The organism is Dactylosporangium fulvum (assembly GCF_025137375.1).
GTDB classification, from domain to species: Bacteria; Actinomycetota; Actinomycetes; order Mycobacteriales; family Micromonosporaceae; genus Dactylosporangium; species Dactylosporangium fulvum.
In genome coordinates, this window is record NZ_CP073720.1 from 8495453 (window position 1) to 8514656 (window position 19204).

Genomic DNA, 19204 nt, shown 5'->3' on the forward strand with positions numbered 1-19204 from the left:
CGTGAGGGCTCCTCGCCCAGATCCCCGAGCGTGCCCCTTCGGAGCCTGGCAAGCACTCTGGGTTTGGCGCCGCTTTACCTGGTGAAATTTCCGAAATGTCGCCCACGAATGCGAGTCACCTCAGTCGCCGCTCATCTCCGATCGCCGCTCGTCCATGATCGTGGGAAACTTCCGGTCGCCGGGACGACCAGAAGTTTCCCACGATCATGAGCCAGTCGGCTCGCGTCGACCCCGGCCACCGGGCGCCGCACCGCCAGCACCAACCAAAGACTAGGTTCGCCCGTTAAACCCATTTTGCCGGAATTGCCGCTCGCCCATCCGCGACGCTCCGGGCGGTCCGGCGCCCTCCTCCTCGGCATGTTTCATGACCACGGAGCTGTTGCGAGCCCAGAGAGCCTGTTGCGCAATTCGGATCCCTCGCGCGTCAACCCCGACAACCGCGCCGATCTTGGAGTTGTGGCGCTGACAAATCCGGACAAATTCGGAGGTTCATGGCGCCACAACTCCAAGATCGGCGCGTAGTTGGGCCGCCGACGCTGTCCCAGTGAATTACGCAACAGGCTCCAGAACCCCGCAAAAGCTCCGTGATCATGAAACCGGCTCCCCACCCGCAGACTGCGACAGGTCGAAAGCCGGCAACCGTGCATGCGGATGTCGCCGATTTTTGAAATTTGACCCCTTTTGGGTTCCGGAATTTTGACCCCTCCGGTGGTTGGTCAGTTGTGGTTGGTGCGGTTGTCTTTGTTGAGGAGTTCGCGGCGTTGGCGGGTGCGGTAGGAGTCGCCGGTGAGGGTGAGGACCTCGGCGTGGTGGACGAGTCGGTCGATCATGGCTGCGGCGACGACGTCGTCGGAGAAGGTCTCGCCCCAGCGTCCGAACGGCAGGTTCGAGGTGACCATGACGGAGCCTTGCTCGTAGCGGGATGCGATGAGTTGGAAGAACAGGTTCGCGGCGTCCTGGTCGAACGGGATGTAGCCGACTTCATCGATGATGATCAGTTTGTAGCGGCGGATCTTCTTCAGTTCGGCTTCGAGACGTCCGGCGTGGTGGGCCTCGGCGAGGCGGGTGATCCAGTTGCTGGCGGTGTCGAACAGGACGGAGTGCCCGGCCTGGGTGGCTTTGACGCCGAGGGCGATGGCGAGGTGCGTTTTGCCGAGGCCGGGTGGTCCGAGCAGGATCACGTTCTCGGCTTTCGCGACGTAGGTGCTGGTGGCGAGGTGGGCGAGGACGTCGCGGCGCAGTGAGGGCAGGTGGTCGAGGTTGAAGTCCTCGAGGGTTTTCACGGTTGGGAAGTGCGCGGTGCGGATGCGCATGACGGTGCCTTTGGACTCGCGGTCGGCGACCTGGCGTTGCAGCAGCGCGGCCAGATATTCTTCGTGGGACCAGTTCTCGTCCCGGGCCTGACCGGCGAGTTCTTCCCAGAACGCGCCGATGGTGGGGGTCTTCAGGACCCGGGTGAGGTAGGCGATCATCGACGGCATCCCGTCCTTGATCCCGCCGCCGGGCCCGTTTCTGGGGCCGGTGGGCTGGGCTTGCTGGGATTTCGTCTTGGTGGTGGTCATTCGCTGCTCGCTCTCGTTGCTGTGCTGGTGGTTGGGTTGAAGTCGACGCCGAACAGGGCGTCGTAGTCGTGCAGGGCCCGCAGGGTGACCGGATGCCCGTCGCCGTGGTGGCGGGTGGCCGCGAGGCGTCGTTGGCGGTCTTCGGCGAGGGCGTGGCGCATCAGCTTCGCGGTCGCGGCGTGGCCCGGGTCGGTGATCACGCCGTGTTTGGCCCAGGACCGGTCGTGCCGGGCCACGACGGTGCCGTCGCAGGACACCGTCACCAGATGCGCCGTGGCGGTGACCTCGACGAACCGGCCGATGAAACGCGGGTCGACGGAGTAGTCGACGGTGTCGACCCGCACGTAGTAGTCCCGGCCCAGCCGGATCCGTTGCTGCAAACCGACTTGCGGCCCGACCGGTGGCAGCGGCAGCATCGCCGGGCGGTCCGTTTCGAGGAGGTCCACGGGCCGGCCATGGATCGAGCGGACCGTGCGGGTGTTCGCCGTGCTCCCCAGCCAGTCACCGAGCTGGGTGTTGAAGTCGGTGGGTGAGGTGAACCGCCTGCCGGGCAGGAACGACGTCTCCAGATAGCCGTTGGCGCGTTCCACCATGCCCTTGTATTCCGGGTCGCGGGGCGGGGCCAACTGGATGCGGGTGGCGAGGGTCCCGGCGAACGCCGCCGCCGGGGCGCTGACCCTGCCGGTCCCGCCGATCGCGGACTCCCGATCCCAGACCAGGGTCCGGGTGACGCGCCCGATCCCGCAGATCAGCAGCCACATCCCGGACAGGATGTCCCCGGCCTGCCGGGTCGGGATCATCGTCGCGGTCATGAACCGGGAGAACCCGAGCGTCATCACCAGCACCGGCAACACCCGGTCCTGACCCGCAGCGACCGGGATCCGCGGCTGCGGGAACCACAGATCGCACTGCGTGATCTGCCCCGGCTCATAGACGACCCGGTCGACCGGGTCGATCCCCACGTACTCCGGCCGGATCTGCGCCAGCCGCTTCTTCAACGGCGACAACGAATACGGCCAGCCGATCCGCTGCGCGATCACCGGAACCGGCATCCGCGGCCACTCACCCAGCAACACCCGGATCCGCGGCTCGAACGCATCCACCACCGACCCACGCGCCGGCCGCTCATACCGCGGCGGCCGATCCGACGCCAACGCCGCCCGCACCGTGTTCCGAGCCACCCCCAACCGCCGGACGATCTCCTTGATCGGCACCCCCTCCGCCCGGTGCAAACGACGGATCTCTGCCCAGTCCTCCACGCTCAACACCCTCCAAGATCATCAGAACGGAGGGGTCAAAATTCAAAGATCCACCGGGGGTCAGTCTTCCGGAAGCTGCGACAGCGGAGCGCCGGGTCCGAGAAATGAAGGACCAAGGGCCGAAAGCCCGAGGGAGTACAGGAGCTTCCAGCTCGACGAACCAGCGAGCGAGCCGGAAAAGGAGAAGAAGAGGAAGGAGGAGGAGAGGGGTGAGCGGCCGACGCCCCAGCCGGAGACAGCGAGCCACCGAACCACGGCCTGGTCAGCGCTGCGGGACGAGCCCGCCACCGAACGGAAGCCGAAAGGGAGTCAGCCGGCGACAACAGCGGCAGGGGGAGGCATCGGGCGACAGACGACAGCCGGAAAGGAGCGACCGGCGAAGGAAGCCGGGTCGGCAAAGAGACCGGACGCGTCGAGAACGTGGCTCGACGCGTCCGTTGCGTGCGCGGCGGGAGTCCTAGAGGTCACCCTCGGGACGACGGCGCCAGCGTTCCTCCAGGCGGTCGACCAGGCCCGCGCGGCGCTGGCGCGTGCGCCGGCTGGCGGTGCCGCCGACGACGTGCAGGTCGGTGCTCTGCCCGCGCCGGTATGCCTGCATGCCGAACGCCAGGGCGCCCAGCATGACCACGAACCCGCCGACACCGAGTGGCGGGACTGAGATTGCGACGCCGTAGACGAGCAGCGCCATGCCGGCGAGCAGGAGCACCGCAGCCGCGATTATCCGGCGCTTGGCATGGAACCGCGGGTCGGTGGCGCGCACCGCTGAGGCGAACTTGGGATCCTCGGCTAGCGACCGCTCGATCTGCTCGAACAGCCGCTGCTCGTGCTCCGAGAGCGGCACGGCACTCCTCCCCGGTCGCGAAGGCCGGCCCTGATGGACCGGCTGTCCGGCACAGCCGGACGGCTGCGTACTGGCAAGTTTACGAGGGGGTCAACCCGTCGGAAAGCGGGACGATGGTCCGGCTGTGCCGATTTTTCGTCGAGTGTGACTCCTATGTCCTTCCATTGTGTCGCGTCCCGGACTCGGCGGCCCCTCCCCCGGCGGGCGCGGCACCGTTTCCGTCGGGTCGCGTGCCGTCGCCGCGCAGCAGGCTGGCGGGCCTGACGAGCCCCGAACCGAACCGCGCGGCGACCGCGTCGGCGGCCCGCTCGGCGTCACGCCAGCCGTGATCCCGCTCACCGAGCGTCATCTGCCGGGGTGCGCCCTCGGCGTGGACAAGACCTTCGACCCGTACTCCGATCAGGCGAATTCGCTCCCCCGGTCGGGCCGACCGGAACAACGTCCAGCCGATCTCGAAGATCTCCCGGCTGACGTCGGTGGGGACGTCGACGGTGCGTGAACGGCTGAGCGTCTGGAAGTCGGCCAGCCGGATCTTGACCGAAACGGTGCGGCCGGCCTGGCCGGCGTGGCGAAGGCGCTGGGCGACCTTGTTGGCGAGGGCGAGGATCGTGCGTCGGATGAGTGACAGGTCGCTCACATCGACGTCGAAGGTCGTCTCGGCGCCGATCGACTTCTCGACGTGCTCGGGGGTGACACGGCGGGGGTCGCGGCCCTGGGACAGCTCGTGGAGGTGCACGGCGGCCGCGTCGCCGACGGCGGAGCGGAGCATGCCGATCGGGGCGGCGGCGAGGTCGCCGACCGTCTTCAGGCCGAGCCGCTGCAGGGTCTCGGCGGTCCGCTCGCCGACGCCCCAGACCGCCGACACCGGCAGGGGATGCAGGTAGTCGAGGACGCGGTCCGCGGGGATGACGACCATGCCGTCGGGCTTGGCCCGGGTGGAACCGAGCTTGGCCATGAACTTGGTCGGCGCCACCCCGACGGAGCAGGTGAGCCGCTGCTCCTCGGCGACCCGCCGGCGGATGAGGGCGGCGATCTCGACGGGGCGGCCGAGCAGCTTGCGGGCGCCGGCGACGTCGAGGAACGCCTCGTCGAGCGAGAGCGGCTCGACCAGCGGCGTCACGTCCCGGAAGATCGCCATGACGGCGCGCGACGCCTCCGTGTAGGCGGTGAAGTCGGGCGGCAGGAAGACGGCGTGGGGGCAGAGCCGCTGGGCGCGGCTGCCCGGCATCGCGCTGCGCACGCCGAACTTGCGGGCCTCGTAACTCGCCGCGGACACCACGCCCCGCGGGCCGGCGCCGCCGACGATCACCGGCTTGCCGCGCAACTCCGGCCGGCGGCGGATCTCGACCGACGCGTAGAAGGCGTCCATGTCGACGTGCAGCACCGTGCAGCCGGTGTCGTCGGCGCCAGGCCCGAACTCCTCCGACCCCGAGCCGTCCCGCGGCACCGCCTGACTTCGTCCCACACCGCGCACCCTAGCCCCACCCCCCGACAAAATTGACGAGAAGTTAGGCATGCCTTACCTTCCTGGAATGGCCCACCTCGCGATGTCGTCGCCGCTGGCGCCGGTTGTCGCCGCCCTGGAGGGCCTCCGGCGGCGTCACCCGGACGTGTTGGCGTGCATCGTTCCCGGCTTGCTCCTCGGGCCGGACGAGATCGGGCCGGGCGGGACGGCGATGCGAGCCACCGACCTGCGGGCGCTGGCGGTGCTCGTCGTGGCCGGCTGGACGAGAGCCCGTCGCGTGCCGCTGCTGTTCCCCGACGCGACGTTCCTCAACCGGGCGGGTCAGCTCGGCATCAGGCGCGCGGACGTGGCCGTGCTCGAGGGTGACCCCGCGGCCGGGCGCCACGGCGTGGTCGTGGCACGCGACAAGGGCGAACTGCTCGCGGTCGTCCAGGACAACCTGTGCGCCCTGGCCGCCGGCCCGGGGCTCGCGAGCAAGATCCGCGAGCTCACCGAGGAATGGTCAACGCCGCACCACGAGCAGCGGGATCTGCATCTCAGCGGCCGTGCTGGAGCCGTGGAACGCCACCATCCGTGACACCTTGGCCGGCTCGTGCGCGCTGGCCAGGACCACCCACCGCTCGCGGCAGGCCACCACGACGTCGCCGACCCGCGCGAGGTGCTGCTGCGGGATCGGGCCGAACCAGCCCGACGCCACCGCCTCCTCGCGGGTCACCACCCACGCCCTGTCGCCCAGCACGCCGCGCCACGTGTCCATCACGTCGGCCGTCGCACCGGGGATCGTGTGCAGATACCGCACCCGGGGCTCCCCGGCGACGACGGCGACGCCCTCCCGCAGCCGGGTGTCCCGGTCCAGGTCGAGGCGGCGGTCGGCGGGGATGTCCAGCTGGCCGTGGTCCGCGGTGACGATGAGCGCCGAGTCCGGCGGCAGGCCGTCGATCAGCCGGGTGAGCAGCCGGTCGGCCTCCGCGACGGCGGTGCGCCACTCGCCCGTGCCGATGCCGAAGTCGTGCCCGGCCCGGTCCACGTCCGGCAGATAGCCGTAGACCAGCGCGGACGACGGCAGCGCGGCGAGCATCGACGAGGCGACGGCGTCGGCGACGCCCCCCGCGCCGAACTGCGCGCCGCGGTAGGCGGACAGCGACAGGCCGCTGTTCTGGAACGCCGGGTTGCTCACCACCGTCGTCGCGATGCCCGCGTTCGCGGCGCGGGTGAACGCCGTCGGCAGCGGCTGCCACGAGGCGGGGTCCGGCTGGTCCTGCCAGCGCAGGTGGTTGACGAGCTTGTCGGTGCCCGGCTGGTTGAGCACGATCCCGACGATCCCGTGCGCCCCGGGCGGCGCGCCGGTGCCGAGGGTGACCAGGCTGACCGGGGTCGTCGACGGGAAGCCCGAAGTGATCGAGCGGGCGGTTCCGAGCCGGCCGCCGATCATGTCGGTCAGGGTCGGCGCGTGCGGCGACGCGATGCCGAGCTGGTGCCAGCCGAGCCCGTCGAGCAGGACGACGGCGACGCGCCGGACACCGGCCAATGTGGCCGAGAGCCCGAGTGCGTCGCGCTCATACGGCATGCCCAGCACGTTGAGCACGCTGGGCATCACCTCGGCCAGGCTCGCCTGTCCGTATCGGGGCGCGACCGCGTCGAGCTGGCCCATCAGGACTTCCGGGCCAGCAGGTGCAGCTGGGTGGCGATATCGCGATACGGCGACGTGCCGGCCAGCGCGAGCTCGAACGCCTGGAGGGCCTCCGGCTCGCTCTCCGCGACCGTCCCGGGCACGAGGTCGGCGACGACCCGCACCCCGTGGATCTGCTCCACCGCCAGGCCGCACTCGCTGAGCAGGGCGGTGGCGCTCTCCGCGGAATAGCGCCGGCGCAACCGGTCGCGGGAGTCGCCGCGCCCGTCCGGGCTCGCCACGAGCAGCGACGCGGCGGCCAGGTGTCCCCCGATCGCCTTGGCGAGCACGGCCGCCGCCCGGTTGGCGACGACGACACTCGCCGCGCCGCCGGGGCGCAGCGTCGCGGCGAGCGCGGCGACAACCTTGTGCGGGTCTTCGACGACCTCGAGGAGGCTGTGGCCGAGCACCAGGTCGACACTCTCCGGCGGCACCAGATCGGCGAGCCCGTCACCGTCGCCCTGCACGGCGACGATCCGGTCGGCGACCCCGGCCTCGTCCGCGCGGCGCGTGAGCGCGGCCAGCGCGTCCGGGCTGGGGTCGACGACGGTGACGGCGTGGCCGGCCTTGGCCAGCGGCACCGCGAACCCGCCGGTGCCGCCGCCGACGTCGAGGGCGGTCAGCGGCCGGCCGGCACGCGCCAGCTCACGCCGCAGGACCTGCCAGACGACAGCGGTGCGGGGGGCTGAGGACTCCACCCGATAGACCCTAGACCACCTCAGGAGTACAGTTGCGCCCCGCTCTCGATGAACTCGAGGGACTTCTGGCGCAGGCCGATCTCGTGGCTGATCCGCATCGAACAGAACTTCGGGCCGCACATCGAGCAGAAGTGCGCGGTCTTCGCCGGGGCGGCCGGCAGGGTCTCGTCGTGGTAGGCGCGCGCCGTCTCCGGATCCATGGCCAGGTTGAACTGGTCCTCCCAGCGGAACTCGAACCGCGCCTTCGACAGCGCGTCGTCCCACTCCTGCGCTCCGGGGTGGCCCTTCGCCAGGTCGGCCGCGTGCGCCGCGATCTTGTAGGCGATCACCCCGGCCTTGACGTCGTCCCGGTCGGGCAGCCCCAGGTGCTCCTTCGGGGTGACGTAACAGAGCATCGCGGTGCCGTACATGGCGATCATCGCCGCGCCGATGGCGGAGGTGATGTGGTCGTACGCCGGCGCGACGTCCGTGGTCAGGGGGCCGAGCGTGTAGAAGGGCGCCTCGTGGCACCACTCCTTCTGCAGGTCGACGTTCTCCTTGATCTTGTGCATCGGCACGTGGCCGGGGCCCTCGATCATGACCTGCACGTCGTGGTCCCAGGCGATCCGCGTCAACTCGCCGAGGGTGCGCAGTTCCGCGAGTTGGGCCTCGTCGTTCGCGTCGGCGATCGAGCCGGGGCGCAGGCCGTCGCCGAGGGAGAACGAGACGTCGTACCGCGCGAAGATCGCACAGAGCTCCGCGAAGTTCGTGTAGAGGAAGTTCTCCTCGTGGTGTGCCAGGCACCAGGCGGCCATGATCGAGCCGCCCCGCGACACGATGCCGGTCACCCGGCCGACCGTCATGGGGACGTACCGCAGCAGCACGCCCGCGTGCACCGTCATGTAGTCGACACCCTGCTCGGCCTGCTCGACGATCGTGTCGCGGTAGACCTCCCAGGACAGTTTGGCCGGGTCACCGTCGACCTTCTCCAGCGCCTGGTAGAGCGGCACCGTCCCGATCGGCACCGGCGAGTTGCGGATGATCGCCTCGCGGGTGGCGTGGATGTGCTTGCCGGTGGACAGGTCCATGACCGTGTCCGCGCCCCACTTCGTGGCCCAGGTGAGCTTGGCGACCTCCTCCTCGACGCCGGACGTGACCGCGGAGGTGCCGATGTTGGCGTTGACCTTGACCAGGAACCGGCTGCCGATGATCATCGGCTCGCTCTCCGGGTGGTTGACGTTGTTCGGCAGGATGGCCCGCCCGGCGGCGATCTCGTCCCGCACCAGCGTGGCGTCGACACCCTCACGGATCGCGACGAACTCCATCTCCGGCGTGACGATCCCCTGCCGCGCGTAGTAGAGCTGGGTTCGTTCGACGCCACGCTCCGCGATCCACGGCGCCCGCATCGCCGGCAGCCCGGCCGGCGGGTCGTTCAGCGGCCCGGACGTGTCGTAGAGCCGCACCGGCGGATTGCCGCCGCTGAGCTCCACCTCGGCGAACGGCACCCGGATGTCGGGCCTGGATCCCTGGACGTAGACCTTGCGCTTCATGTGTGCGTCCCCTCTTTCGGGCAGGCTGCATCAGCCCCCGAATCGCATTGATTTGGGAGTCGTACCGGCTGTGTTCGGCGAGATCCGCCTAGTCGAACGGTCCCCAGGACAGCGGCCCGTGCCCGGCCCCGAGGGACCAGCCGGCCGATCGCGACAGTGCCTCGTGCACGTACTGCTTCGCCCCGCGCAGCGCGTCGGCGAGGGGCTGCCCGAGCGCAAGCCGCGCGGCGGTCGCCGCCGCGAAGGTGCACCCGGTGCCGTGGTTGTTCGCCGTGTCGATCCACGGCGCGGTGAGCACTTCCACCTGCCCGTCGTGCCAGACGACGTCGACGGCCTCCGCGCTGCCGCGCAGGTGGCCACCCTTGACGACCACACAGCGCGAGCCGTACACGGCCAGGTCGGTGGCCGCCTTGATCGCGTCGTCGACGTCGACGACCTCGCGGCCGAGCAGGACCGACGCCTCACGCAGGTTCGGCGTGACCACCGCGGCGTGCGGGAAGAGCAGGTCGAGGTACGCGCGCTCGGCGTCACGGGTGAAGAGACGGTCGCCGGACGACGCCACCAGCACCGGGTCGACGACGAGGCCGGGCAGCCGCGGCGCGTACGTCGCCACCAGCGCCACCGTCTCCGGCGTGGCGAGCATGCCGGTCTTGACCGCGGCCACCGGCAGGTCGCCGAGGACCGCGTCGAGCTGCGCGCCGACGAACGCCGGCCCGACGGCCGAGATGCCCCGCACGCCGATCGTGTTCTGCGCGGTCAGCGCCGTGATCACGCTGGTGCCGAACACCCGGTGCGCGGCGAACGTCTTCAGGTCGGCCTGAATCCCGGCCCCGCCGCCGGAGTCGGACCCGGCGATCGTGAGCGCGACGGCAGGGTTCGTCATGCGGTCAGCAGCTCCTTCACGAACCGGGCCGGGTCCTCGGCGCGCATCACGGCGCCCATCACCGCCACCCCCGCGGCGCCCTCGTCGAGGCAGTCACGGACGCGGGCCGGCGAGTCGACACCGCCCAGCGCGTACACGGGAATCGGCACCGCGAGCGCCATCCGGGCCAGGCCGGCGAGGCCGAGCGGCGGCCCGTACCCCGGCTTGGAACGCGTCGGGAAGATCGGCGACAGCGTGGCGAACTCGACGCCGGCCTCGTCCGCCGCGCAGAGGTCCTCCAGGTTGTGGCACTTGCGCAGCTCCGGACCCTCCTCCAGGAGCAGCCGCCCGCCGGCGCCCTCGACCATGGCCCGCAGCCGCTCTGCGAGGTCCTCGCGCTCGGCCGGCGGCAGGTCGTCCTCACGCAGCACGAACACCCGCGCCCCGCCGTCGAGCGCGCCGTTGACGACCTCGTCCAGCGGCCGGTTCGCTCGGCGGCGGTCGGTGAACACGATGAGGCCCGGCGCTACCACGGCATACCCCCGGTGGGGCTGGACGCGGTCGCGTGCAGGCGGCGCGGGATGCGGCCGGCCGTGTACGCGAGCCGGCCCGCCCCGACCGCGAGGCGCATCGCCTCGGCCATCCGCGCCGGGTGCTCGGCCCGGGTGACCGCGGAGGCGAGCAGCACCCCGTCGCAGCCCAGCTCCATGGCGAGGGCCGCGTCGGAGGCGGTGCCGATCCCGGCGTCGAGGATGACCGGGACGGTGACCTTCTGCCGGATCAGCGCGATGTTGTGCGGGTTGCGGATGCCCATCCCGGAGCCGATCGGGGCGCCGAGCGGCATGACCGCAGCGCATCCGACGTCGGCGAGGCGCTGGGCGAGGACCGGGTCGTCGGTCGTATACGGCAGGACGACGAACCCGTCGTCGACCAGCCGCTCCGCGGCGACGGCGAGCTCGACCCCGTCGGGCAGCAGCGTGTCCTCGTCGCCGATCACCTCGAGTTTCACCCACGCGGTGCCGAACGCCTCGCGCGCCAGATGGGCGAGCTTCACGGCCTCGGTCGCGGTGTAGCACCCGGCGGTGTTCGGCAGCACCCGCACCCCGCACCGCTCGATCACGTCGAGCAGCGACGGCGCGGCCGGGTCGAGCCGGCGCAGGGCCACGGTGACGAGCGCGGTGCCGCTGGCCCGGATCGCGGCCTCGAGCGCGGCGTGGCTGGCGGCCCCGCCGGTGCCCAGGATGAGCCGCGAACCGAGGGACTCCCCGGCGATCTGCAGTTGGTCACCCACCCTGGACCGCCGTGAGCACCTCGATGTGGTCACCGTCGGAGGGGCGGGTGTCGTCCCACTTCGTGCGCGGAATGACGTCGCCGTTGAGCGCGACCGCGATCCCGCGTGGGTCGGGCCCGGCGAGCTGGCGCACGACGTCGGCGACGGTGATGTCGTCGTCGACGGTTGACGCGACGGCGTTAACCACGAGCTGCATACGGCTCACTCCTGCCTCCCTGCGCCGGCATGACCCGGATCAGGTTCGACGGTCGGGGGCTGACAGCCCCCCTCTCAGCCCGGTCACACCGGACTCCCGTGGGGTACCCGCTGACCATAACCCCTGGCAGGGCTCAGGTAAAGCGCGCCGTTGCGAACGCCTCAACATCGACATTGGTCGCCCCGGTGGTGGCCAGGTCGGCGATGACCTGCGCCGTCACCGGCGCGAGCAGCACCCCGTTGCGGTAGTGGCCGGTGGCCACGAGCACGCGCCGCCCCCTCTCGCCGCGTTGATCATGCAGTTGTGGTGCCACGACACTCCCTGAATGTCCAGGTTTGCCAGGCACCACAACTGCATGATCAACGCCGGAGGGGAGCGGGAGGGGGCCGAGGACCGGGGCGTTGTCCGGGGTGCCGGGGCGCAGGCCGGCGAGCGTCTCGGCGAGGGCCAGCTCGACCACGCCGGGCAGCAGGTCGGCGGCCGGACGGAGCAGGTCGAGCACCCCGCCGGCGGTCACGGTGGTGTCGGCGCCGCGCTCCTCCTCGGTGGCACCGACAACCAGTTCACCGTCGGCGCGCGGCACGAGGTACACGTGACGGCCCAGCGCCACGCCGCGGATCACGTGCCGGACCAGCGACTCGGCGCCACGCAGCCGCAGCAGCTGACCCTTCACCGGCCGGACCGGCAGCCCGGTGAGCCGTGCGGCGCCGACGCCGTTGGCGACGATGATCACATCGTCCCGTACCGCGGAAAGGTCATCGATGCTCGTGGACTCGAAGCGGATCGGCAGGCTCCGCAGGGCCCGCAGCACCAGCCGCGGGTCGACCTGGTGGTCGCCGGGGGCGAACGCACCGCCCCGGACCCGCGGCGAGAGCATCGGCTCCAGCTCACGCAGCTGCCGCCCGGTCAGCGGCTCGATCGGCGTGCCCGCCCGCCGGTAGTAGTCGACGAGCCGCAGCACCTCGGCGTGGTCGTCGTCGGTAAGGGCCACGAGCAGGCTGCCCTCGGTGCGGTAGCCGATCCGCATGCCGCTCGCCGCCTCCAGCTCGGCCGCGAACGCCGGCCAGCGGCGCATCGACTCGAGCATGAGCGCCTGCAGGGCCTCCTCGCCGTAGTTCGCCTCGGCCGTCGGGGCGAGCATGCCGGCGGCAACCAGGCCGGCGCTCCGGCCCGGGTCGGGGTCGTGAACGGTGACCCGCTCGCCCCGGCGCAGCAGCTCCCAGGCGCACGCAAGCCCGATGACCCCGCCCCCGACGATCCCCACGCTCATGCTGCCTCCGCTTCGCTCCGGCCGCCCGAGCTCACACCGAACCCACGGTGAACGGCCCCTCCACTTCGCTCCGGCCGCCCGAGCTCCGCGCTGAGCCCATGGTGAACGGCCCCTCCGCTTCGCTCCGGGCCGCTCATGCGCCCTCCGCTACGCTCCGGCCGCCCGAGCTCCGCGCTGAGCCCATGGTGAACGGCCCCTCCGCTTCGCTCCGGGCCGCTCACGGGCTCACCAGCCCCGCGAACTCGGCGGCGGCCGCGCCCGGGTCCACGGCGCTGTTCACCGCGCTGACGACGGCCACCGCGTGCGCGCCGACCGCGAACAGCTCGGCGGCCCGCGCCGCGGTCACCCCGCCGATCGCCACCACGGGCACGTCGACGGCCTGCACCACCGCCCGCACCCCGGCGGGGCCGATCGCGTCGGGCAGCCCGGCCTTCGTCGTCGTGGCGAACGCCGGCCCGACGCCGAGGTAGGAGGCGCCGTCGGCGACCGCCTGGCGCGCGGCCTGCGGGTTCCGTGCGGTCGCGCCGAGGATCGCGTCGGGGCCGAGGATCCGCCGCGCGGCGGCCACCGGCAGGTCGTCGGCGCCGACGTGGCCACCGTCCGCGCCGGCCGCGAGCGCGACGTGCAGCCGGTCGTTGACCAGGCAGGTGGCGCCGCCGGCCCGGCACAGCTCCAGCACGCGGACGGTCAGGTCGTACGCCTCCCGGTCCGTCATGTCGTCCTCCGGCCGCACCTGCACGGTGTCGAAGCCGGCCCGGAGCGCGGCCGCCACGACCGTCAGCGTGTCGCGGCCGGGGCGGGTGTCGGTGATCAGATGCAGTCGTCCGAGGGTGTGCACCGCGCTAGCTTTTCAGACATGCAACAGGTGCGATTGGGCCGGACCGGCCTCAAGGTCTCCGAAATCTGTCTCGGCATGATGAGCTACGGCGATTCCGCCTGGCGCGACTGGATCCTCGACGAGGAGGCCGCCGACCCGTTCGTGCGGCGCGCCGTCGAGGCGGGAATCACGTTCTTCGACACCGCCGACGTCTACTCGCTGGGTGAGAGCGAGCGGGTCACCGGGCGACTCCTGACGAAGTATTTCGCGCGCCGCGAGGACTACGTCCTGGCCACCAAGGTCCATGGCGCGATGAGCGACCGGCCCAACGACGCCGGCCTGTCCCGCAAGCACATCCTGGCCGGCATCGACAATTCGCTCAGCCGCCTCGGCACCGACCACGTCGACCTCTACCAGATCCACCGATGGGATCCGCAGACCCCGATCGAGGAGACGATGGAGGCGCTCCACGACGTCGTCCGGGCGGGCAAGGCCCGCTACATCGGCGCGTCGAGCATGTACGCCTGGCAGTTCGCGAAGGCGCAACACACGGCCCGCGACAACGGCTGGACCGAGTTCGTGTCGATGCAGAATCACTACAACCTGGCGTACCGTGAGGAGGAGCGCGAGATGCTGCCGCTCTGCCTGGACCAGGGCGTCGGGGTGATCCCGTGGAGCCCGCTCGCGCGGGGTCTGCTCGCCGGCAACCGCGGCCGGGGCGGCGAGAAGCGCACGACCCGCGCCAACAGCGACACGTTCAACTCGATGTACACCGACGACGACTTCGCCGTGGTCGACGTCAACGCCGAGGTGGCCGCCGAGCGCGGCGTGTCCCCGGCCCGGGTGGCGCTGGCCTGGCTGCTGTCGCGACCCGCGGTGACGGCCCCGATCGTCGGCGCCACCAAGCTCGCCCACCTGGAGGACGCGATCGCCGCGACCGACCTGACCCTCGACGAGAAGGAGATCGAGCGCCTCGAGGCCCCGTACGTGCCGCATCCGGTGCTCGGCCACTGACGCTTGCCCGCGAAAGGGCCGGTCACCTCGGGTGACCGGCCCTTTGTCATGCGTTGCGTCAGTCGGGGGCCACGCCCAGCTCGCCGGTGGCCGCGGAATTGGTTGTAAACACCGCGGGTCGACCGGACACATATGGGGTGGGAGGGTCGATGGCAGACGAAGTGCAACGGTTCGACGAACTCTATCGAGAGCATTACGAGTCGATAGAACGCTACGCACGGCGCCGGGTTGACGATGCGACCGCCGGTGACCTGGTAGCGGAGATCTTCACCGTCGCCTGGCGGCGGATCCACGAGGTGCCGGAGGCCGACGCCAAGCTGTGGCTGTTCGGCGTCGGGCGCAACGTGGTGGCCAACCATGTGCGCGGCTCCGGCCGGGCGTACCGGCTGATCGAGAAAGTCGCCGCGAACACGGCGGCGCACGAGGACGACCACGCCGACGGGGTGGTCGAACGGCTCAGCGTCGGCGCCGCGTTCGACCGGCTGCGGCCGGCCGACCAGGAGGTGTTGCGCCTGGTCGTCTGGGAGGGGCTCACGCTGCGCCAGGCAGCCGCGGTCCTGGGCTGCGGCATCACCACGGCCGCTGTGCGACTCAGCCGGCGCGTCGCCGGCTGCGGCGCGATCTCCAGCAGACAAACAACCATGTCACCGCGAACGGACAGGGCAGATGAAGTACACCGACGATGAGATCCAGCGAGTGTTGCGGACGTTGGACCCGGCAGGCGACGGACGTCCGCTGGCCACGGCGCAGCGCGTAGCGCGGGACCGGGCCGCGATCATGTCCGGCGGCAGGCCCGTGCCACACCGGAACCCGGTGCGGCAACGGCGACTTGTGCTGGCCGGGGCCGGTGTCACCGCGGTCGGGGTGGTGGCCGCGGTTGTGGCCGGCAGTTTGTTCGTCGAGTCGGCCGTCCCTGACGGATCCGCTGCGTTCGCCGCGACACCGGATCCGCTCGTCTACACCGCGCCGGCGAGCAACGCCTCGGCTGCCGGGCAGCTCGAGCAGATCGCGGCACGTACCGAGCGGCTGCCGGCCGAACGGACCACCGGCTTCGAGCACATCAAGATGTCCGCGTGGTACCTGGACATCGCAGTCGCCGGGAACCAGGTGTCCTCGCTCGTCGTGCCGATGTGGACCGAGACGTGGCGCGCGCCGGACGGCACCGGCACGATGACCACCGGTTTCTCCAAGCCGAAGCTGCGGACCCCCGAGGAACACGCGAAGTGGGAGCGGCTGGACCGGCCGGGTGAGAACAGCACGCCGACGACCGAGGCGCTGCAGCCGACCCCACGAGTCTTCAACGGCCCGGCTCCGGCGGACCGCGATGCGCTGGCGCGCTACCTGACCCAGGGCCATCCCCCGGAGAACGGGCCAGGCGAGACCGTCGTCGCCATCGCCGACCTGGTCTGCGACCGGGTGCTCGGTCCGGCGCAGCGGGCGGCCCTGCTGCGGGTGCTCGCGACCGTGCCCGGCCTGACCTACGCGGGCGAGACGACCGACCGCGCCGGCCGGAAGGGCGCGGCGTTCACCCTGCGCAACAGGCACGGTGGCCTGCTCAACGACCACACATTGGTCGTTGACCCGGCATCCGGGCGACTGCTCGACTCCGAAGTGCTACTGCTGGAGCAGGGCAAGCTCGACGTGCGGGTGCCCGGCATCGTCCGGTATGAGCTCTACCTGACGTCCGAGTTCACCGACCGGTGACACGACGAACGCCGGCGGGTGAGTCCCTCTGTGCTGACGGATTGTCGCGGAGTCCGAAGCTCCGACACGCCAGGGCGGCTGGGCTGTGGTTGGCGGCGGCCCTCGTCTTCTGGGTTGCCGGATGCGCTCCGGAACCGCCGGCGACGGTCCAGCCGTGCGCGTTGTCCTCGCCGACGGCGGTTCCGGGCAGCGACGACCCCCGGGTACACAAGGCTCAGCTCGACCATCACCTCAACCGGTCCGAGGCCGAATATCGGGTGACGTTGGAAAGCGTGATGGGAATCATCGACGACTGCCTCTACGAACGAACTCCCACCACGTATGCGGGCTCGTTCCTCGACCAGGAACGAGGTGTCGTGGTGGTGCTGTCGGCTGACACCGACAGCACCCGTGTCGCCGTCAGCCGGTTCTTCGACCCCGACCGGATCGACGTCAGGGCGGCTCGTTGGAGCCTCGGCGTCCTTCAGGACGCACGGGGAATGGTCGACCGATCACTGCGAGGCAAGGCCGGATACATCGCGACCCGGGTCGACGTGCCGGACAACGGGCTGGTGGTCGAACTTCACGACAGCCCGGACGGTCATACGCTGGCAAGCCAGGAGCCGCTCCACAGCCGGGAGATCCCGGTCGAAGACGGATTGGCTCTCGACGTTCGTTTCTCGCGATAGCACCACCCGCGGCCACTGACGCTCACATGCAAGACGGCCGGCCACCCGGGAGGGTGACCGGCCGTCCGCGCTGCGCTCAGTTGGAGGCCACGCCCAGTTCGCCGGCGTTGCCGTGGAACTCGGTGCCCGTGGCGAACGAGGAGTTGATCTGCTGGCGCAGGGCGTCGATCTGTGAGAACTGGGAGTCGTTGGCCGAGACGCTGCCGTCGGCGGCGAAGATGTGGTCGGTGGAGGCCTCGTCGTGGCTGTAGTTGGTGAAGTCGGTCTCGGAGTAGCTGGCGCCGTTGCCGTCGGTCCACTGGACGCTGTGGCCCTGCTGGAAGTCGGTCGACTCGGCGTTGGCGCTGTCCTGCTCGTAGACGTTGAAGTCACTGTTGTAGGACGAGTCGCTGGCGTCGACCTGGTGCAGCTGGTCGAGCTCGCCGTGCTGCTGCCCGGCCTCGTAGTGGCCGAAGTCCACGTCGCTGCCGCCGTCGTAGCCGGTGTCGCCGGTGTCCCAGTCGCTCATGATGTCTTCCTTCGAGAATGTCGCGTTGGTGTGTTGCCAAGAACGTTAGGCGGACCGGCGACCACTCGAATCCCGGAAACGTGCCACAGGCGCGTCAGGCCGCCGGGGTGCGCGCCCAGTCCGCGGCGAACTTCGCCGGGTCGTACGGGTCGGCCTTGATCGGGATCGTCCCACCGGGCTGCATCAGCGACACGTGTTCGACCGGGACGCCCACCTGGGCCGCGCCGGCGATCGGCTCCCGGCCCTCGATCTGCACGTGCAGCTGGATGCTGTAGACCGGCCGGCCCTGCTGGTCGAGGGCGCCGGTGAAGGTCGCCGACAGCACCCGCGCCACCCCCGGCACACCGGTGGCGAGGATCTGCTGTTTCGCCCGCTCGGCCTCGGCCGGGTCCATCTGCGGCACAGGCGGCGCCGTCATCCGGGGCATCCCGAAGGGCACCTGCACCGGAGCGTCCCCGGACCAGTCGATGAGTACCTTCTGCCGGTCCTTGGCGTCGACGATGACCGCCAGCGGTACGGGCAGGCTCAGCCGCCCGATGACCAGCAGCGGGACGAACTCCTTGCGGGTCACGTCGTAGGTGCCGTGGCCGGGGCAGGTCACCCGCAGGTCCAGCTCCACCTGTGGCTGGTCGTTCATGCTGACGCCCGTCTGGCGGGCTCGTAGCACCTGGGCGGTCCCGGCGACGCCGGTCTCCCGCAGGCGCTTCGCCTCGGCGTACCGCTTCAGGAGCCGCATGCCGATGAGCACCATGACCACGGCGGACACCATCATCAGGGCACCCACGATGATCAGCGTCGTCGCCGCGGACGCCAGCGACTCCATGGTCGACAGCACGATCAGCAGCGCACCGACGAAGCACTCGACAGCGGCTACGAAGAACATCACGTATGCCGAAAAACGGGATGGCGTCATGCCGTGATGGTCAGGGAACCCGTCGATGTCCGCAGTCGGCTGGGCGACCGGCCGGCATCAACCTTCAGGACGCCGGGCGCCGGGACGTGCGCCACAGCCAGAACAGGCCGACGACCGGGAGCACGAGCGGCACGTAGCCGTAGCCCTGGCCGTAGTCGGACCAGACGGTGGCGTCCGGGAACGCCTCGGGGTCGAAGACGCTCAGCGTGCCGACGGTGAGGACGCCGAGGAGCTCGAAGCCGACCGCGGCGAACGCGACCCGCCGGGCCGTCTCGCCGGAGCGGGCCAGGGCGACGGTCGCGACGAGGTACACCACCGCGGCCAGCGCGGACAGGCTGTACGCCAGCGGTGCCTCGTGGAACTTGGCGGCGATCTGGACGCTCGCGCGGGCGCCCGCGGACAGGGCGAAGACGCCGTAGATCGCGACGAGGACGCGGCCGGGACCCTTGTTGCGCTGTTCAGCCATTCCAGATCTGCCCGAGTCGCAGGATCAGCACCGGGACGATGACCGCGGCCGCGCCGATGATCAGCGACCCCCAGCGGGTCGGCTCCATCCGGGCGAGCACGCCGCCGGCCGGTGGGAGCAGGGCCGCGGTCAGCAGGTATCCGATCAGGGTGACCTGCTCGCCGCCCTCGGACGGCCCGCTGCCCCCGGCGAGGCGGACCACCAGCACGACCACCTGGACGAGCACGAGCACCTCGACCACCCCGAGGCCGTAGAACAGCGGGCGGGAGGGCTCGCGCTGCCGCGCGAACTCGAAAAACGCCCAGGCGGCCAGCGCCAGCGACAGCACATGGATGGCGACTGCCAACGGCCCGATCACGGCGCACAGCGTAACCGGCCGGTCCTGGCCCGCTGTCCGGGGCCGCCCCCGAACTGTCGCCTACTCGGCTCCGTCCCGGTGGCACGAATCGGGGATTCGCGTGGTCCACTATGC

General features: G+C 70.9%; 22 protein-coding genes and 1 riboswitch. Of the genes, 5 read left to right on the forward strand and 17 right to left on the reverse strand.

Annotated elements, in window-relative coordinates; translation table 11 throughout:
- Window positions 1-716: 716 nt before the first annotated feature.
- The 4 genes from istB to Dfulv_RS39025 all read right to left on the reverse strand — a co-directional run bounded on the left by istB (window position 717) and on the right by Dfulv_RS39025 (window position 5127).
- Window positions 717-1481, reverse strand: coding sequence for an IS21-like element helper ATPase IstB (istB, locus tag Dfulv_RS39010; protein WP_259867330.1), 765 nt, complete (start codon window positions 1479-1481; stop codon window positions 717-719).
- A gap of 77 nt (window positions 1482-1558) precedes the next feature.
- Window positions 1559-2830 (reverse strand): IS21 family transposase, encoded by a 1272-nt coding sequence (gene istA, locus Dfulv_RS39015; protein WP_259858826.1) that lies wholly within the window; start codon window positions 2828-2830, stop codon window positions 1559-1561.
- Window positions 2831-3278: 448 nt separating this feature from the next.
- Window positions 3279-3662, reverse strand: a complete 384-nt coding sequence (locus Dfulv_RS39020; RefSeq protein ID WP_259858827.1) for a DUF3040 domain-containing protein — start codon at window positions 3660-3662, stop codon at window positions 3279-3281.
- A 151-nt stretch (window positions 3663-3813) separates the two neighbouring features.
- Window positions 3814-5127, reverse strand: coding sequence for a DNA polymerase IV (locus Dfulv_RS39025; protein WP_259858828.1), 1314 nt, complete (start codon window positions 5125-5127; stop codon window positions 3814-3816).
- Window positions 5128-5194: 67 nt separating this feature from the next.
- Between Dfulv_RS39025 and Dfulv_RS39030 the strand changes: the two genes are divergently transcribed.
- Window positions 5195-5704, forward strand: coding sequence for a hypothetical protein (locus Dfulv_RS39030; protein WP_259858829.1), 510 nt, complete (start codon window positions 5195-5197; stop codon window positions 5702-5704).
- On the opposite strand, the gene Dfulv_RS39035 is transcribed toward Dfulv_RS39030, so the two are convergent.
- From Dfulv_RS39035 to thiE, 9 genes are all read right to left on the reverse strand, one after another.
- Window positions 5630-6778 (reverse strand): alkaline phosphatase family protein, encoded by a 1149-nt coding sequence (locus Dfulv_RS39035; RefSeq protein ID WP_259858830.1) that lies wholly within the window; start codon window positions 6776-6778, stop codon window positions 5630-5632. The genes Dfulv_RS39030 and Dfulv_RS39035 overlap by 75 nt on opposite strands.
- Window positions 6778-7494: a class I SAM-dependent methyltransferase gene (locus tag Dfulv_RS39040; RefSeq protein WP_259858831.1), complete on the reverse strand. Its 717-nt coding sequence runs from the start codon at window positions 7492-7494 to the stop codon at window positions 6778-6780. The genes Dfulv_RS39035 and Dfulv_RS39040 overlap by 1 nt, the downstream gene beginning before the upstream one ends.
- 20 nt (window positions 7495-7514) lie before the next feature.
- Complete coding sequence (gene thiC, locus Dfulv_RS39045; protein WP_259858832.1) at window positions 7515-9023, reverse strand: phosphomethylpyrimidine synthase ThiC; 1509 nt, start codon at window positions 9021-9023, stop codon at window positions 7515-7517.
- An 88-nt stretch (window positions 9024-9111) separates the two neighbouring features.
- Complete coding sequence (thiD, locus tag Dfulv_RS39050; protein ID WP_259858833.1) at window positions 9112-9906, reverse strand: bifunctional hydroxymethylpyrimidine kinase/phosphomethylpyrimidine kinase; 795 nt, start codon at window positions 9904-9906, stop codon at window positions 9112-9114.
- Entirely contained in the window at window positions 9903-10418 is a 516-nt protein-coding gene (locus Dfulv_RS39055) for a thiamine phosphate synthase (protein WP_259858834.1), read from the reverse strand. The genes thiD and Dfulv_RS39055 overlap by 4 nt, the downstream gene beginning before the upstream one ends.
- Window positions 10412-11176: a thiazole synthase gene (locus Dfulv_RS39060; protein ID WP_259858835.1), complete on the reverse strand. Its 765-nt coding sequence runs from the start codon at window positions 11174-11176 to the stop codon at window positions 10412-10414. The genes Dfulv_RS39055 and Dfulv_RS39060 overlap by 7 nt, the downstream gene beginning before the upstream one ends.
- Window positions 11169-11372 carry a sulfur carrier protein ThiS gene (thiS, locus tag Dfulv_RS39065; protein WP_259858836.1) on the reverse strand — a complete coding sequence of 68 codons (204 nt, stop codon included), beginning with the start codon at window positions 11370-11372 and terminating at the stop codon, window positions 11169-11171. The genes Dfulv_RS39060 and thiS overlap by 8 nt, the downstream gene beginning before the upstream one ends.
- Window positions 11371-11481: riboswitch (TPP riboswitch) on the reverse strand. Its footprint overlaps the gene before it by 2 nt.
- A gap of 24 nt (window positions 11482-11505) precedes the next feature.
- Entirely contained in the window at window positions 11506-12642 is a 1137-nt protein-coding gene (gene thiO / locus Dfulv_RS39070; RefSeq protein WP_259858837.1) for a glycine oxidase ThiO, read from the reverse strand.
- A 217-nt stretch (window positions 12643-12859) separates the two neighbouring features.
- A complete protein-coding gene (gene thiE, locus Dfulv_RS39075) occupies window positions 12860-13480 on the reverse strand; it encodes a thiamine phosphate synthase (protein ID WP_259858838.1) in 621 nt (206 codons plus the stop codon).
- An 18-nt stretch (window positions 13481-13498) separates the two neighbouring features.
- Here thiE and Dfulv_RS39080 point away from each other — a divergent pair, with 18 nt between their 5' ends.
- The 4 genes from Dfulv_RS39080 (at window position 13499) to Dfulv_RS39095 (ending at window position 16845) form a co-directional block, all read left to right on the forward strand.
- Window positions 13499-14473, forward strand: coding sequence for an aldo/keto reductase (locus Dfulv_RS39080; protein ID WP_259858839.1), 975 nt, complete (start codon window positions 13499-13501; stop codon window positions 14471-14473).
- 149 nt (window positions 14474-14622) lie between these two features.
- Window positions 14623-15159 (forward strand): RNA polymerase sigma factor, encoded by a 537-nt coding sequence (locus Dfulv_RS39085; RefSeq protein ID WP_259858840.1) that lies wholly within the window; start codon window positions 14623-14625, stop codon window positions 15157-15159.
- Window positions 15140-16177 carry a CU044_5270 family protein gene (locus Dfulv_RS39090; RefSeq protein ID WP_259858841.1) on the forward strand — a complete coding sequence of 346 codons (1038 nt, stop codon included), beginning with the start codon at window positions 15140-15142 and terminating at the stop codon, window positions 16175-16177. The genes Dfulv_RS39085 and Dfulv_RS39090 overlap by 20 nt, the downstream gene beginning before the upstream one ends.
- Before the next feature lie 275 nt (window positions 16178-16452).
- Complete coding sequence (locus Dfulv_RS39095; protein WP_259858842.1) at window positions 16453-16845, forward strand: hypothetical protein; 393 nt, start codon at window positions 16453-16455, stop codon at window positions 16843-16845.
- Between the two features lie 76 nt (window positions 16846-16921).
- Here the strand turns inward: Dfulv_RS39095 and Dfulv_RS39100 are convergent, their stop codons facing one another.
- The 4 genes from Dfulv_RS39100 to Dfulv_RS39115 form a co-directional block, all read right to left on the reverse strand.
- The gene (locus Dfulv_RS39100) at window positions 16922-17353 is read right to left on the reverse strand and encodes a hypothetical protein (RefSeq protein ID WP_259858843.1); all 432 of its coding nucleotides are present in this window, start codon (window positions 17351-17353) and stop codon (window positions 16922-16924) included.
- A gap of 94 nt (window positions 17354-17447) precedes the next feature.
- Complete coding sequence (locus Dfulv_RS39105; RefSeq protein ID WP_259858844.1) at window positions 17448-18266, reverse strand: hypothetical protein; 819 nt, start codon at window positions 18264-18266, stop codon at window positions 17448-17450.
- A gap of 64 nt (window positions 18267-18330) precedes the next feature.
- The gene (locus tag Dfulv_RS39110) at window positions 18331-18732 is read right to left on the reverse strand and encodes a hypothetical protein (protein ID WP_259858845.1); all 402 of its coding nucleotides are present in this window, start codon (window positions 18730-18732) and stop codon (window positions 18331-18333) included.
- Window positions 18725-19090, reverse strand: a complete 366-nt coding sequence (locus tag Dfulv_RS39115) for a hypothetical protein (protein WP_259858846.1) — start codon at window positions 19088-19090, stop codon at window positions 18725-18727. The genes Dfulv_RS39110 and Dfulv_RS39115 overlap by 8 nt, the downstream gene beginning before the upstream one ends.
- Window positions 19091-19204 lie beyond the last annotated feature (114 nt).

What these genes read in the sequence shown, in the direction of transcription:
- istB (WP_259867330.1), bottom strand. Translation starts at nt 1,481, where the DNA reads ATGCCGTCGATGATCGCCTACCTCACCCGGGTCCTGAAGACCCCCACC.
- Dfulv_RS39030 (WP_259858829.1), top strand. Translation starts at nt 5,195, where the DNA reads ATGGCCCACCTCGCGATGTCGTCGCCGCTGGCGCCGGTTGTCGCCGCC.
- Dfulv_RS39035 (WP_259858830.1), bottom strand. Translation starts at nt 6,778, where the DNA reads ATGGGCCAGCTCGACGCGGTCGCGCCCCGATACGGACAGGCGAGCCTG.
- thiC (WP_259858832.1), bottom strand. Translation starts at nt 9,023, where the DNA reads ATGAAGCGCAAGGTCTACGTCCAGGGATCCAGGCCCGACATCCGGGTG.
- thiD (WP_259858833.1), bottom strand. Translation starts at nt 9,906, where the DNA reads ATGACGAACCCTGCCGTCGCGCTCACGATCGCCGGGTCCGACTCCGGC.
- thiS (WP_259858836.1), bottom strand. Translation starts at nt 11,372, where the DNA reads ATGCAGCTCGTGGTTAACGCCGTCGCGTCAACCGTCGACGACGACATC.
- thiO (WP_259858837.1), bottom strand. Translation starts at nt 12,642, where the DNA reads ATGAGCGTGGGGATCGTCGGGGGCGGGGTCATCGGGCTTGCGTGCGCC.
- Dfulv_RS39080 (WP_259858839.1), top strand. Translation starts at nt 13,499, where the DNA reads ATGCAACAGGTGCGATTGGGCCGGACCGGCCTCAAGGTCTCCGAAATC.
- Dfulv_RS39085 (WP_259858840.1), top strand. Translation starts at nt 14,623, where the DNA reads ATGGCAGACGAAGTGCAACGGTTCGACGAACTCTATCGAGAGCATTAC.
- Dfulv_RS39090 (WP_259858841.1), top strand. Translation starts at nt 15,140, where the DNA reads ATGAAGTACACCGACGATGAGATCCAGCGAGTGTTGCGGACGTTGGAC.
- Dfulv_RS39095 (WP_259858842.1), top strand. Translation starts at nt 16,453, where the DNA reads ATGGGAATCATCGACGACTGCCTCTACGAACGAACTCCCACCACGTAT.
- Dfulv_RS39100 (WP_259858843.1), bottom strand. Translation starts at nt 17,353, where the DNA reads ATGAGCGACTGGGACACCGGCGACACCGGCTACGACGGCGGCAGCGAC.
- Dfulv_RS39105 (WP_259858844.1), bottom strand. Translation starts at nt 18,266, where the DNA reads ATGACGCCATCCCGTTTTTCGGCATACGTGATGTTCTTCGTAGCCGCT.
- Dfulv_RS39110 (WP_259858845.1), bottom strand. Translation starts at nt 18,732, where the DNA reads ATGGCTGAACAGCGCAACAAGGGTCCCGGCCGCGTCCTCGTCGCGATC.